The 14,655-nt window shown below is 39.1% G+C and carries 11 protein-coding genes; 3 read left to right on the top strand and 8 right to left on the bottom strand.

What is annotated here, in order from left to right:
- Positions 1–556: 556 nt before the first annotated feature.
- The gene (locus tag MHB65_RS02060) at positions 557–2,656 is read right to left on the bottom strand and encodes a beta-propeller domain-containing protein (RefSeq protein WP_342442339.1); all 2,100 of its coding nucleotides are present in this window, start codon (positions 2,654–2,656) and stop codon (positions 557–559) included.
- Positions 2,657–3,202: 546 nt separating this feature from the next.
- Here MHB65_RS02060 and MHB65_RS02055 point away from each other — a divergent pair.
- Positions 3,203–3,361, top strand: a complete 159-nt coding sequence (locus MHB65_RS02055) for a hypothetical protein (protein ID WP_342442338.1) — start codon at positions 3,203–3,205, stop codon at positions 3,359–3,361.
- Between the two features lie 111 nt (positions 3,362–3,472).
- Here the strand turns inward: MHB65_RS02055 and MHB65_RS02050 are convergent, their stop codons facing one another.
- Genes MHB65_RS02050 through MHB65_RS02035 form a run of 4 tightly spaced genes read right to left on the bottom strand, consistent with a single transcriptional unit; the run spans position 3,473 to position 7,540 of the window.
- Entirely contained in the window at positions 3,473–4,666 is a 1,194-nt protein-coding gene (locus MHB65_RS02050) for an acyl-CoA dehydrogenase family protein (protein ID WP_205446662.1), read from the bottom strand.
- A 9-nt stretch (positions 4,667–4,675) separates the two neighbouring features.
- On the bottom strand, positions 4,676–5,848 hold the full coding sequence (locus MHB65_RS02045) for a saccharopine dehydrogenase C-terminal domain-containing protein (RefSeq protein ID WP_205446661.1): 1,173 nt from the start codon (positions 5,846–5,848) through the stop codon (positions 4,676–4,678).
- Positions 5,849–5,874: 26 nt separating this feature from the next.
- Positions 5,875–7,353 (bottom strand): aldehyde dehydrogenase family protein, encoded by a 1,479-nt coding sequence (locus tag MHB65_RS02040; RefSeq protein ID WP_205446660.1) that lies wholly within the window; start codon positions 7,351–7,353, stop codon positions 5,875–5,877.
- Entirely contained in the window at positions 7,343–7,540 is a 198-nt protein-coding gene (locus MHB65_RS02035; RefSeq protein WP_205446659.1) for a hypothetical protein, read from the bottom strand. The genes MHB65_RS02040 and MHB65_RS02035 overlap by 11 nt, the downstream gene beginning before the upstream one ends.
- A 407-nt stretch (positions 7,541–7,947) precedes the next feature.
- Between MHB65_RS02035 and MHB65_RS02030 the strand changes: the two genes are divergently transcribed.
- A complete protein-coding gene (locus MHB65_RS02030; protein ID WP_004229711.1) occupies positions 7,948–8,748 on the top strand; it encodes a TIGR00266 family protein in 801 nt (266 codons plus the stop codon).
- A 39-nt stretch (positions 8,749–8,787) separates the two neighbouring features.
- Here MHB65_RS02030 and MHB65_RS02025 read toward each other — a convergent pair whose 3' ends face one another.
- The gene (locus tag MHB65_RS02025; RefSeq protein WP_205446658.1) at positions 8,788–9,750 is read right to left on the bottom strand and encodes a D-glycerate dehydrogenase; all 963 of its coding nucleotides are present in this window, start codon (positions 9,748–9,750) and stop codon (positions 8,788–8,790) included.
- Positions 9,751–10,218: 468 nt separating this feature from the next.
- On the opposite strand from MHB65_RS02025, the gene MHB65_RS02020 reads away from it, so the two are divergent.
- Positions 10,219–11,556, top strand: a complete 1,338-nt coding sequence (locus MHB65_RS02020) for an IS4 family transposase (protein WP_342440973.1) — start codon at positions 10,219–10,221, stop codon at positions 11,554–11,556.
- A 595-nt stretch (positions 11,557–12,151) separates the two neighbouring features.
- Here MHB65_RS02020 and MHB65_RS02015 read toward each other — a convergent pair.
- Positions 12,152–13,444, bottom strand: coding sequence for a globin-coupled sensor protein (locus MHB65_RS02015; RefSeq protein WP_342442337.1), 1,293 nt, complete (start codon positions 13,442–13,444; stop codon positions 12,152–12,154).
- 293 nt (positions 13,445–13,737) lie between these two features.
- The gene (locus tag MHB65_RS02010) at positions 13,738–14,571 is read right to left on the bottom strand and encodes an undecaprenyl-diphosphate phosphatase (protein WP_279381330.1); all 834 of its coding nucleotides are present in this window, start codon (positions 14,569–14,571) and stop codon (positions 13,738–13,740) included.
- Positions 14,572–14,655 lie beyond the last annotated feature (84 nt).

Here is a 14,655-nt window from a genome sequence, read left to right as displayed (position 1 = left end):
TAAAAGGTGAAAATGGATTTCCGTTGCAGGCTACTTGCTTTCCTATGGGCGAGCGCCGAATCGCTTCCTCCGCTACCGCTCCGTTTAGGGTTTTGCCTGTCTCGCTATCCCACGGGAGTCAAGTAGCCTTCCACTTCAACCCACTGACTTTTTAGCAAAGGTTTTCAAATAAAGTGAAAGTGTTTACTACTCTTTATAGAGGGGTGTTATCACGCTTCACTTCTCCACATTGAAAATAAGAGCTCATCCCCTCTAAGAATACAGTTAATGGGCGATTTGATCGCTATGCTGCTATGAAAAAAAGTAAAGACACTTTGCAGCATGGTTGATTGGAGTGGAGCCAGCGTCACTCCTAGGGGATTTAGCGTCACAGAGGAGACCCTGGAGCGAACGTAAGTGAGTGAAGCGGCTCATCGGACGCCCCCTGGAAGGGACGCTGGTGGAACGGAAATCAATCCCTCTTACCTTGTCAAAAAATCTTTTTCTACAAGTGACAATATCTTTTTCAACAACATGAAAAGCCCAATGAATTTTGTTATTCATTGGACCTTTCTTATTATTTTATTGTTAATGTATCTAATGGCTTGAAGTCATTTAGCTGATAGCTCTTTACTTCGTTACGCGCAATTGTATAAAGAGTGTCATCTATATAGACAACTCGTTGTACAACCTGCTCCCACTTTTCATATGACTCATCATTATTACGATTGATTATATTTCCTTTCAATACAATCCCTTTCTCAGCAGTAATCTCATAAATTTGAGCACCCTGACCTTGATATACAACTTCATCTCCCTTCCCCGCCTCATACAGTACTACTGGGAAGCCAAAATAGTTGAATTCTTTATTGCGGAATAGCGCTTTAGGATTGTATTGCACTTCAGAAGAGGAGCCTTTCCCACCAATTTTTACGGTCGATTGCTCTTTCGGATTTCGGAAGTCTGATACATCGAATAGGGACATCTTCATATTGGTTGTCACGGTAAAATTACGTTTTGTATAAGAATCATAGCGCTGCTCCGTATCATAACCAATACCAATTAAATGCGTTTCATCTAATGGATGTAGGTAATTACTGAAGCCAGGAATCTTCAATTCTCCTAGTACAGTGGGCTTTTTAGGATTCGCTACATCAATAACAAACAGTGGATCTACTTGTTTAAATGTCACCACATATGCTTTTTCCCCCATAAAGCGAGCTGAATATATTTTTTCTCCAGGGGCCATATCTTTAACTGAACCGAGCGTTTTTAAATGTTCATCCAAAATAAAGAGATGGTTATAGGAAGTACTTTTCTCATCCCACGTATTACCTTCTGTTGTAAAGATTCGGAAGTTCCCCTTATATTCATCCATTGAATACTGATTTAAAACAGTTCCCTTTACTTCAGTACTTCCAGCAAAGTTCAAAGTCGTTCCATCGACATTCCATTTAAAAATTTGGGTGTCAGCTGATCTCGGTAACCAAATCATATCCATAACACGCTTTTCTGATGAAATATCATTACTGCTTTCATACATTGGTGTCGTTAGATACAGGGCGTTTTCTGACATATAAAGACCACTACTTCCACCTAAGTACCCTTTCGTATTGGCCGTTGTCTTAGCCCCATTTTTTAAATCGACAGCCGTAATTAAACTATAGGTACCATCCATCGTATTTGGTAATATTGAGATTTTTTCTAAAGGCAGATTTTTGTACTCTGATCCTGCCATACTATCAAATGTTTTCGGCTTTAAATCGGTTTTATTGTCTTCTTGTAGCATCCAATAATTCGGATACATATTACCGATTAAATATAATGTGTCCTTCGTTATTCGAATATCCTGTAAGAAGCCTTCTTGCCCCACATCACGTACATGCTTTGGATTGCTTGGATTTGAAATATCATAAAATGATGCTGTTACCATGGCTGTTCGTGCTTTTTCAATATATTGATCCCCGATGACAATTAATAGATTGTCATATAGCGCAAGCTTAGAAATGTATTGGGATTCTTTTAATTTAATACTTGTAGCCATCTTTAAATTCTGAGGATCTTTAGCATTCACAACTGTAATGCTCTGATCTTTTGCAGTGTAAATAAAGCCATCTTTTACAACAACTATGTCTCCCTCTTCTACCCCTTCTACTTGATTATTGGTTGTAGACTCATTATTAGCAGTTGCTTTATCTTCACTTGCTGAACTTTGGGCACTCTCGTCTTCTCTAATTTCTACTCTTTGAGTTGTTAACAACTTTTTAAAATACTGCTGTAACTCTTTCTCCGATTTGACAGCTGTTAATGTCTCGATAATTGTAAATGGAATTGTCTGTGAAGCTACATTCAGTCCGCCTTGTGCAAAGGCCTCCTTTTTCACATGCAATTGATAACTACCTGGTGCTAAATTTTTCACCACTACCGTTTTCTGATCTTCCAACAATTCAATTGTTGCAGTTACTTTGCGTCCTTTTTCCGTAGTGATAAAGACATATTCTTCAGTAATTTTGTTTTTCTTTAAAGCAACTGAAAAAGATGCTTGCCAGTTTTGTGTTGCCATACTTGCGCTAGCGGCCTTTGCCGTCACATCTGTATTCACTATCCATGTGAAAATGCCAGGCACGATAGCTAAAACGATAATCAGCATAATTGCGAACCATTTACTTTTCATCATTTTTCCTCTCTTTCATATACTTGTTTATGAATTAGACTAGTAAAAATGCGGAAAGTTACATTTTTCTGAAATTTTCTAAGTATGCTGTGATTACATAAAAAAACGAGAGGGAAATACTTCCTTCTCGTTTCTTAGTGTTGAAAAACAAAACAGTCAATTGAAAGGTAGAAATGGATTTCCGTTGCAGGCTACTTGCTTTCCTGTGGGCGAGCGCCGAACCGCTTCCTCCGCTACCGCTCCGTGCAGGGTTTCGCCTGTCTCGCTATCCCACGGGAGTCAAGTAGCCTTCCACTTCAACCCACTAACTTTTTAGGAAAGGTTTTCAAATAAAGTGAAGGTGTTCACTACTCTTTATGAAGAGGTGTTGTCACGCATCACTTCCCCAATAAGAGTTTATCCCCTCTAAGAATACAGATAATGGGCGATTTAATCACTATGCTACTATGAAAAAAAGAAAAGACACTTTGCAGAATGGTTGATTGGAGTGGAGCCAGCGTCACTCCTAGGGGATTTAGCGTCACAGAGGAGACCCTGGAGCGAACGTTAGTGAGTGAAGCGGCTCATCGGACGCCCCCTGGAAAGGTCGCTGGCGGAACGGAAATCAACCCCTCGCCTTGCAAAGTTGCTTTTTCTGCCGTTGACATCATCTTTTTTCAACAACATGAAGAGGCTGGGACAGAACTCGATTATATTGAAAAACAATAAAAATGGATATTAGCTTTTTCACTTTAAGAAGTTAAATATGCCTTCCTAAATCAAAAAAATGTTAGACCAATTATATCTTGGTCTAACATTTTTTCTTTTTGTCCCAGCCTCTTATTCTTCAAATGGCCATTTAGGCAACATATTTTTTAATGGCTTATCTTGTCGTCTTCCTAACACATAATCAGCCTGCATAATAGTATGAATTTCGCGAGTTCCTTCATAAATTACAGGTGCTTTGGAGTTTCTTAAATAACGAGCAACTGGGTACTCGTCTGAATAGCCATATGCTCCATGAATTTGTACCGCATCATCAGCAGCCTTATTGGCAAAATCACAAGACTGCCATTTTGCCAATGATGTCTCTCGAGTATTTCGAACACCTTTGTTTTTCAATTCACCAACACGATAGACAAGGAGACGACTCATTTGATAGCCCGCTTCCATGTTAGCAATCATTCGTCCAACAAGCTGGTGCTCACCAATAGGTTTACCAAATGTCTCTCGCTCATGACAGTATTTCACACTAGCCTCTATGCAAGCTTGGATCAAACCAACAGCACCTGCCGCTACTGTAAATCGACCATTATCTAGCGCAGACATGGCAATTTTGAAGCCCTCGCCCTCTTCGCCAAGTCGGTTTTCAACTGGCACGCGTAAGTCTTCAAAAAAGAGCTCACCTGTATTACCAGCACGAATCCCATATTTGCCTTTAATCGCTTTAGATGTAAAGCCAGCCATGGAACGTTCTACAATAAACGCACTAATCCCATGATGTTTCTTCGATTTGTCTGTATAGGCAAAAACGATAAAGTGATCTGCAATATCACATAAGGAGATCCACGTTTTTTGTCCATTGAGGATATAATGGTTTCCATCATGGACAGCAGTTGTTGACATGGCAGCTACATCAGACCCAGCACCTGGTTCTGTGAGACCAAATGCTCCTATCCGAACACCTTTAGCTTGCGGAACAAGGTATCGCTGCTTTTGCTCTTCCGTCCCCCACTGCATTAAGGTCATGCTATTTAAGCCCGTATGGACAGATACAGCTGTGCGAAATGCTGTATCTCCTCGTTCAAGCTCCTCACATACGATAGCAAGTGCATTATAATCCATCCCACTACCACCGTATTGTTCGGGAACACAAACCCCCATTAAGCCAAGCTCAGCAAGCCTCGACCAAATTTTAGCATCAAAGCCACCTTCAGCATCCCACTTTGCAATGTAGGGAATGATTTCTTCATCAACAAACTGTCTTACTGTTTTTCGTAGTATTTCCTGCTCAGTGGACATTTCAAAGTTCATGGTCAGCACCTACCATTTCACAATCATAGTAGACTTATGTGATGTCTCTTTAATCACCACGCCACGTTTAGCCATCTCTTCAATATACGTATCACCTGGCACGATTGCTTCAGGCGGGAATACACCAGGCTCTGTAATAGCACCCGCACCAATCATCTGAGCTACAACTGAAATCGTATTTGCGGTAGCACGTGCCATAGCTGTTTCATTAATTGTCATATCCTTACGTACAACCATTTCATATTCATATGTCACCTGCTGCTGGGCTTTTTCACCAGCTACAATCACACGTAACAATACAGCATCAGGTTTTGTACCCAATTCAAGTTTCTTTTTGAGTGCCTCTCGTACGACTGCACGAACAGGAACTTCTTGGTTATCCACTTCGACCTTATTTGCAGAATCAAGGAAGCCTAAGTCTGCTAAAAGTTTAAATTTCTCTGCATGGCCTTTATAGCGGATTGTTTTATATTCTAATGTGCGGACATTCGGGAATGTCTTATACAATGTGGAGATTCCACCAGATGTATAAAATGCCTCAAGCACACCGAAATCATCAAAATAAATAGGTTCAACGCCTGATAGGGATGGAACTTCTTCAAGCTTGCCCTTCTGAATCGTTTTTGAAGGCTCAGTATAATGATCGAATACGCCATCTAGAGAAAATACACGTGTATAATGAAGTGGAGGTTTTGGCTCAGTTGGAATACCACCAACAAATAGTTTAATAGATTCTACTTCGTCTAATTTTGAGGCACCATAGCCCGCTAGAATATTGACCATACCAGGAGCAACGCCTAAGTCAGGGATAATTGTAACGCCCTTTACTTTTGCCTCCTCATGAAGATCTAGTATCTTCTCTGTAACACCACCGATATGGCCTCCTAAATCTACGGAATGTACGCCTGCCTCAATCGCTGCTCTCGCTACTCGCTCATTGAACGAATAAAATAGCGCATTAACGACAACATCACCTTTTGAAATAACATCCATTAACGAGTCGTCTCGTTCTGCATGAAGCTCTACAACCTCAACCTTATTTGAGCCCAGCGAGTCGACAAACTCTTGTGCTACTTTTACATCGATATCTCCTAAAAACACACGCCCAACTTTATCGTTTTTTATTAAATCACGAGCTACCTCTTTCCCCATTAAACCTGCACCTAATACAACAACTTTCATCAAGAACATCCCCTTTCGTTGATCTGTTACTCTGTATCGATTTGTGCTCTTTGTAATTTACCGCTGTAGTCTACATAAATACTTTTCCACTCTGTATATACATCCAGGGCAGCTACACCTGAATCGCGGTGTCCATTTCCAGTCCCTTTTGTACCTCCAAATGGCAAATGGATTTCAGCACCTGTTGTGCCGGCATTTACATAAACAATACCTGTGTCTAAATCACGCTGTGCGCGGAAAATTGTATTGACATCTTGTGAGAATATTGAGCTAGACAAGCCAAATTTCACACCATTATTTACTTCAATTGCTTCTTCCAAACTTGCTACTTCAATTAGAGAAACGACTGGACCAAAGATTTCCTCTTGGGCAATAATCATGTCAGGCTTCACATTCGTAAACAATGTTGGCTCATAATAGAACCCTTTATCATAAGGTGGTTCATTTAATATCCTGCCGCCTGCTAATAATGTGGCACCTTCCTGTTTACCTATTTGCACATAGTGATTAATTTTTTCCAATGCTGCTTTATTAATCACTGGCCCAATTTTAACTTCCTCGTCTAGACCATCCCCAATTGTGAGTTTTTGCATTTCATCTAAGAGACGTTTTTCTAATTGTTCTCTTACATCTTTATGCACAATGACTCGGCTACATGCTGTACACCTTTGCCCAGCAGTACCAAATGCGCTCCATAAAATCCCTTCTGTAGCTAGCTGTAAATCAGCATCATTCATGACAATAACAGCATTTTTTCCACCCATCTCTAATGAAACCTTTTTCAAATGCTTCCCGCCAAGCTCAGCTACTTTACTGCCCGTTGTCGTAGATCCTGTAAACGAAATAACCTTGACGTCAGGATGTTCAATTAATGCTGTCCCTACTGTAGGTCCTGTACCAAATACGATATTGGCTACACCATCTGGTAAGCCTACTTCCTCAAAAATTTTACCCATTTCATAGGCCATCATCGGTGTCTCATTAGACGGTTTCCAAATGAATGTATTCCCTGCAACAATAGCAGGAAATGACTTCCAAGTGGCAATAGCAACAGGGAAATTCCAAGGTGTAATGAGCGCTACAACGCCTATAGGTGCCCTTACACTCATAGCAAATTTATTGGCAAGCTCAGATGGTGTTGTTTCACCAAACAATCTGCGTCCTTCACCAGCCATATAGTATGCCATATCGATTCCTTCTTGTACTTCTCCTCTAGCTTCTTCAATGACCTTGCCCATCTCTTTTGTTAAAACGGTCGCCAAATGTTCTTTTTTCTCTTTCATTTTTTGACCGATGGCATATAAATAATCTGCACGTTTTGGAGCTGGTATAAGTGCCCAGCTTTTTTGTGCTTGTTTGGCAGCAGCTACAGCCTCGCCTACCTCATTTGAAGTAGAGCGCGGTATGGTAGCAAGCTGCTCACCGTTTGCAGGGTTCGTCACTGCTATACTTTGTAAATGTGAATGTGTGATCCATTTACCACCGATATAGTTTTTAATCTCCACTACATACACCCCCTGAAATACTCTTTGATGCCTCAGCTGTTGTACCAGTCGTATTCCATAGGTATAAGTCTATGAATTTAACCAGAATCCATTTCGCCTTGGAATAATTGCGTCCGAGCAGTGTAATGTGCTTGCACGTTTCACTATCCGTGACATCTACCATTGGCTTTATCTCCATACAATCCATATTTGATCCTCCACCAAAAGAATAGAATATCTTATTCATTTTGAAGGTAGGAATCTTTTACTTAACGAAGATAAAATATGTCAAAATTCCGAATTTTCAATATACATCACACCATGTAATACTAGCATTTCAATAATAATCGGTGACAACTGCCAGAGGCTTTATTTCCACTTAACTTCATTACCTCAATATAGAGGATGACCTCTAAATTTAGAAGCCTCTTAAGGTTATGTATATTCACAATACCCTTCGTTAAATGAAAATAAATAATACACATTCTAGTTTTTTATATTCGACATTTTCTAACTAATTCCCTTTTTTTCTAAAATATTTAATTTTCTATTGAAACCAATGTAGCTTATAATCGTATACAGTATCATTAAATTTATTTTTGGAGGAATCCCTTTATGAATAATCATGAAATTGACTACAAGTTATTTGGTGACGACATGCAATATGTGCAAGTTGAGCTTGACCCTCAGGAAACAGTTGTTGCAGAAGCAGGAGCGTTAATGATGATGGATGATTCGATCCATATGGAAACTATTTTTGGTGACGGCTCACGAGGTGGCTCACAAAGTGGTCTAATGGGAAAATTATTAGGTGCTGGAAAACGACTAATAACAGGTGAAAGCTTATTCATGACAACATTCACAAATGTTGGCTCAGGTAAAAAACATGTTTATTTCGCTTCACCATACCCAGGTAAGATTATTCCAATGGATTTAAGCCAATTAAACGGTAAAATTATTTGTCAGAAAGATGCATTCTTAGCAGCAGCTAAAGGTGTGTCTGTTGGCGTTGAATTTCAGAAAAAAATCGGTGTAGGCTTCTTCGGTGGTGAAGGTTTCATTATGCAAAAGCTTGAAGGTGACGGCATGGCCTTTGTACATGCAGGTGGAGCCATTCACGAAAAAACATTACAACCAGGTGAAGTTTTACGTGTAGATACAGGATGTCTTGTAGCAATGACATCCAATGTGGATTACGATATTGAAATGGTTGGAGGCGTAAAAACTGCACTGTTTGGTGGCGAAGGAATCTTCTTTGCTACATTACGTGGTCCTGGCACAGTGTGGGTACAATCATTACCATTTAGCCGTTTAGCCAGCCGTGTCTTTGCAGCAGCACCTATTTCGCAAGGCGGAGGCGGTCAGTCTAAAGGTGAAGGCGGTATCGGCGGCTTATTCGATTTATTCAATAGATAAAAAAAATGGAGCATATCTTTCGCCGATATGCTCCTTCTTTTAATCAATTCGATTGGATATTGCCTTACCTTGTCCATATGCTGTCAATGCTTTTACATTTAACATCAGCATGGCCGTTCTCGTTTCTAATGATGCACTACCGATATGTGGCAGAGCTACTACATTCGAAAGTGTTAATAAAGGATGGTTCATCGCAATCGGCTCTTGTTCAAATACATCTAATCCTGCAGCCCAAAGCTTCCCATTTTTCAGGACGTCATACAGGGCATCCTCATCAATAATTCCACCACGTGAGGCATTAATTAATACCGCATCCTCCTTCATCAAAGCAAGCTCCTGTGCTCCAATGAGTCCTTCCGTATCACTATTATAAGGCGTCATAATCACAACAAAATCAGATTGCTTTAAAATATCCTCCAGCGAAACATACTGGAAGCCATACATTTCTTCCGCTTCATGACGACGTCTGCGATTATTATACAAGATTTTCATATCAAAACCTTTTGCTCTTCTAGCAACGGCTTGGCCAATTCTTCCCATGCCAATAATGCCGATTGTGGCTCCTGATACATCCTTGCCAACCAGTTGCATTGGATACCAGCTTTTCCATTTGCCCTCACGTAAATATCTTTCGCTTTCTGGAATTCTACGGGCAGTTGCAAGCAGTAAGCCAAATACTAAATCCGCAGTCGTATTAGTTAATACCCCAGGCGTATTCGTCGCCATAATGCCTCGTTTCTTTAAAGCCTTCACATCGATATTATTATATCCAACTGCTAAGTTCGTCACTAATTTTAAGTTGGGTGCATGTGAAAGTAATTCTTCATCTACTTGATCTGCAATCGTTACCCACAGCACCTCACAGTCAGCGACAGCTGCTAGCAATTTTTCACGTGGGATCACTATCTCTTCCTCATCCCATTGTGAGATTTCGTAAAACTCCTGTAATAGTTCAACAATATGTGTAGGAAACTTACGTGTTATAAATAATTTCTTTTTCATGCTCCAAACACCCCTCTAATCAATTCCCTAATTCGCCTATAGCGTAACACTTAAAACAAGCATTTTCTAGGGTTTTGTAGTCTTCATCTATCTATAAGAGATTGTTATTAGCTAATTCATCAGCCTATTAGTTGATTTATCCATAAAATAAGACCTTTTATCCTAATTCACAGTACTAAAAAACTATGCATAGATTGTATGCATAGCTTCATATTGTTGAAAAACAAAACCATCAATAGCATTTTTGTGAAAGGTGAAAATGGTTTCCGTTGCAGGCTACTTGCTTTCCTGTGGGCGAGCGCCGAGCCGCTTCCTCCGCTCCCGCTCCGTGCAGGGGCTCGCCTGTCTCGCTATCCCACGGGAGTCAAGTAGCCATAGCCGTGTCCTTAGTGATTTCCTTTATTCGTGGGTTCATATTTCTCTTATCAAGGTATAGATAAGTACACTTGATAAAGGAGGTCCAGCAAAATGAAACCAGAAAATATTCAATTACTTGCGCCACTTTTTCAGATACTTGGGAAAAATGAAGTAAAAGAGGTGGGTAGATTATCGGGTTTTATTCAACGCGAGCGTTCGTTTAGTGCGGCACAATTTTTACACTTTCTGTTTTTGAAAAAGAGTGAGATTATCAGTGATTCGCTTGAAACGCTTTGTACGGACTTGGCGGAGCAGGATATATTTATGACGAAATCGGCTCTTAATAAACGCTTTGATGAACGGGCTGTTACTTTTTTGGAAACCATTTTTGGACGATTATTCAAAACGCAGCTTCAACTCGCCTTCCCCAAGCTAACGGGATACACATTTACTCGAATACGTATTTTAGATAGCACAACGATCAAATTGCCAGATGCCTATCAGGGAAATTTTCAGGGTGTCCATTGTTCGTCTGTTAAAGTGCAAGTGGAGTTTGATTATTTAACCCAACAGCTACTTTATTTTGATTTAATGAACGGACGTGATGCCGATAATCCAGCAGGAATGACGCGATTACCTTTGATTCAGGAGAGAGAACTGGTTCTACAGGATTTAGGCTATTTTCAATTCGATTTTTTTAAAAAGGTGCACGCAAAAGGTGCTTTCTATATCACAAAAACGAAAAAAGATACGCAATTGTTTGTCGAAGTAAGTCATCCACCTCGTCATCCAAATGGGAAATTGATTGAAAGTCGCCGTTACAAACAAATTCATTTAGAAGAAATCGCATTAGAAATGGTACGTGGCGAATACAAAGAGTGGTCCCAATTATTTGTAGGACGACACGAAAAAATGCCTGCACGTTGTATTCTCTATCGCCTCTCAGAGGAACAGGAAAAAGAGCTACACAAGCGGGAAAAAAGAAGACGTCAAAAGAAACAAGGGCAAGTCCATAAAAATGAAGTAGAACAAATACCTGGAGTGGTCATCTATTTAACAAATGTACCAGAGGATATGCCAGCAAGTGAAATTCATGAACTTTACCGATTACGCTGGCAAATCGAGCTCTTATTTAAAACATGGAAATCAGATTTAGAAGTCGATAAGATGAAGAAGGTGAAGATTGAACGATGGTTATGTCATTTCTATCTTCAAAGTATTGTGCTTTTATTGACTGAAATGATCATGGGAATGATGAGAAATGATCTGTGGGTGACAAGAAAACGGAGGATTAGTGAAAGAAAGACGGTCCGGTTGATTGCGAAACAAATAAATCGACTTTTAAAAAGTATGTGGCATTCGAAAAAACAGCTATATGTCTATTTCGATACGCTCACCCGAAACGTTTCGTCATTTTGCCTAAAGTGTAAAAAACGCAAAACTTCTTAAAAGTCGATGTAAACCCAATATTTGGATGGATAATTTGTATAGTTTATTTAGTGAGGCCATTTTTCCCTCACTCCTTGTGTAATACCCATTTTAAACAGAAGATAAACACACGAAAATCTGGCATAGGATGTCTGATGTTTTCTTAAGGACACGGCTATGGTCAAGTAGCCTTCCACTTCAACCTACAAAAGTGTTACCTTTTTAGCAAAGGTTTTCAAATAAAGTAAAGGTGTTCACTACTCTTTATGGAGGGGTGTTGTCACGCATCACTTCTTCACATTAAAAATAAGTGCCTCTCCTCTCTCTAATAAGACAAATAGTGGGCTATTTTGTTCACTACTACTAGTATGAAAGACATTTTCAGAATGGTTGATTGGAGTGGAGCCAGCGTCACTCCTAGGGGATTTAGCGTCACAGAGGAGACCCTGGAGCGAACGTTAGTGAGTGAAGCGGCTCATCGGACGCCCCCTGGAAAGGACGCTGGCGGAACGGAAATCAACCTCTCACCTTGCAAAGTTGCTTTTTCTGCCGTTAACATCTTCTTTTTTCAACAACATGAAACTATGCATAGATTTTATGCATAGCTTTGTTTCTTTTAAAACTCTCTGATTGTTGTATTTAAGCGATTAGCCACCCTCTCTAATTCTTCAGATGATTCACCAATTGACTCAATAATAGTCGCTAATTCAGATACTTGATTGCCGACTTCTTGAAAATTCGAGATTGAATCCTCTACAGATCCAGAAATCGCATCAAATGCCTTTAAAGATTCTGCATTCCGTTCAATACTACTATTCACAAGCTCCTGTATGTCCTGAATGGCTTGTACTACTTGTGTTGTGATACCATTCGACATCATGATCAACTCAGCAATTTGTTCAACAGAGCTTTTCGTTTGATCCGCAAGCTTGCGTACTTCATTTGCAACAACTGCAAAGCCTTTACCATGTTCACCAGCACGTGCGGCCTCAATTGCAGAGTTCAACGCAAGTAAATTTGTTTGCCCTGAAATACTTTTGACAATTTCTACAACGGCATTAATCTTCGAAGAAGACGCATCTAATTGCTCCACCATATTTGCCATTTCAACGGTTTTATGATGAATCTTCCCTGTTTGTTCATTAATAGATATTATTTTAGTATAACCTTCACTAGACACTTTTTGCATAGATTCAGCCTCATGCATACTATCCTTCAAAGAAGTGTTGACACGCTGTGCGCTATATACAAGTTCTGCTACTGTTTCAGTCGTAGTTTGTGATTGAACCTCTAATTGTGTAGAAATTCCACCTATGACTTCCTTTACATGGTCCCTAACATTATTACGTTGTTCCTCAATTAATATACTTGCATAGCTATCGTATTCTTCTAAAACAATTTGTTGTTCAAAATTACATATTTTACTGATAGCATCACAAAACTTCTCTTCCTCACCTTTAGGTAATCGAAGCTCATAAATTATTTTCCGGAGTGATTTCTCTAGAATTTGAAAAGCTGCTAGATACCACTTCGGATATAAATTAATCTTCACATGCATTTTTGCCACACGTCTTCGCTTTTCTAAAAAGGCTTCATCTCTTCGCCCTTCAAACATTTCAATAATATGGTGACGCAATGTTTGACGTAAACGCTCGCTGGAACTATGTGATTGAATAACCTCCTGTAAAGAAGGAACACTTTCTATTGCATGATAAAATGCCCCTACCACTTCTACTACATTTCTTTCTACATATGGTTTTAAACTATTAATCAGTTGAAGATCATGCACACTTAACCCTACAAGATTTAATTGTAGTAGACGGTCTGAATCTTCAATAAAAATACCGATAGTTGTTTCATTGCTTATTTCAATTGTATTTTTCTTGGATCTATTGATAAGTTGAAACATTTTCTCCACCTCATATTTTAATCATATACTTTAATAAGTCTATACTCCTATAATCCATAAAAAAACAACAAATAATTAGATACTTTATGTATCAATTATAATCTCAAATCAACCAAATGAACAATATATAGGTAAATGATGTCTAATATTATTATAATTTGCTATTATTCTATGTTTAAATATGATTCTTTATACTCATTTCCCTTCACTTTAATGAAAAAATGGATGAATGATTCAATAATTTTAACGCAAAAAAAGCCACTGCTTCTTCGAGAAGAAGCGTGACTTATTGTTTACATGAAAATGATAACGCAAAGAACTGCGGCTAAAACTAAACGATAAATGGCAAAAGGCATTAATTTTACCTTTGAAATAAGTGCTAAGAAAAACTTAATGGACAGTAATGCAAAGATGAATGAACTAATAAATCCGACAGCGTAGAATCCAAAATAGTCCATTGATAAAGTATCCCAGTTTTTCAAAACGGATACGAGGCTAGCTCCTGCCATGATTGGAACAGCCATAATGAATGTAAAATCAGCTGCAACACGGTGACTCATACCAAAGAGTACCCCACCAGAAATAGTTGCACCTGAACGAGAAAATCCTGGCCATAGAGATAGACATTGTACTAGCCCTACCTTAAATGCTAAACCATAGGAAATCTTATCTAAAGAATCTACCTTTGGTTTTCTCGGTGCCAATTTATCTGCCGCAATCATTAGAATTGCTCCTGCCACTAGCGCATAAATAACATGTTCTACTTTAAAAAGATGGTCATCAATAAAATCCTTGAATGCAAAACCTAAGACAACTGCCGGTAGCATCCCAACAATAACATGCAATAAGTTAAAGCGACCATTTATGGACTTAGCTTGACCTTCAATATTATATAAACCAACTAAGCTTAGCATGCGTTTCCACATAACTACGATAACCGCTAATATGGATCCAAGTTGTACAACAATTTTAAATGTGTTGGCAGGATATTTTCCCAAAAACTCCTCTGTCTTTAACCACATATCATCCACGATAATCATATGACCCGTAGAAGATACTGGTGCAAATTCTGTCATACCTTCGACAAAGCCTAATATCAACGCTTTTAATAACTCTATAATTTCCACCATGTCACCTTACCTTTTTTAATCAAATACCCACTTATTATAAAATACTCTGTTTTCATATACTACTGCCATTTCACCTAAGAA

It is taken from the genome of Lysinibacillus sp. FSL K6-0075 (assembly GCF_038592945.1).
Lineage (GTDB): Bacteria > Bacillota > Bacilli > Bacillales_A > Planococcaceae > Lysinibacillus > Lysinibacillus fusiformis_F.
Note: the sequence above shows the minus strand (reverse complement) of the source record. Positions and strands in the feature narration are given on the sequence as shown.

Coding starts and splice junctions, on each gene's coding strand:
- MHB65_RS02050 (WP_205446662.1), bottom strand. CDS start 4,666: ATGAACTTTGAAATGTCCACTGAGCAGGAAATACTACGAAAAACAGTA.
- MHB65_RS02060 (WP_342442339.1), bottom strand. CDS start 2,656: ATGATGAAAAGTAAATGGTTCGCAATTATGCTGATTATCGTTTTAGCT.
- MHB65_RS02045 (WP_205446661.1), bottom strand. CDS start 5,848: ATGAAAGTTGTTGTATTAGGTGCAGGTTTAATGGGGAAAGAGGTAGCT.
- MHB65_RS02020 (WP_342440973.1), top strand. CDS start 10,219: ATGAAACCAGAAAATATTCAATTACTTGCGCCACTTTTTCAGATACTT.
- MHB65_RS02035 (WP_205446659.1), bottom strand. CDS start 7,540: ATGGATTGTATGGAGATAAAGCCAATGGTAGATGTCACGGATAGTGAA.
- MHB65_RS02025 (WP_205446658.1), bottom strand. CDS start 9,750: ATGAAAAAGAAATTATTTATAACACGTAAGTTTCCTACACATATTGTT.
- MHB65_RS02015 (WP_342442337.1), bottom strand. CDS start 13,444: ATGTTTCAACTTATCAATAGATCCAAGAAAAATACAATTGAAATAAGC.
- MHB65_RS02030 (WP_004229711.1), top strand. CDS start 7,948: ATGAATAATCATGAAATTGACTACAAGTTATTTGGTGACGACATGCAA.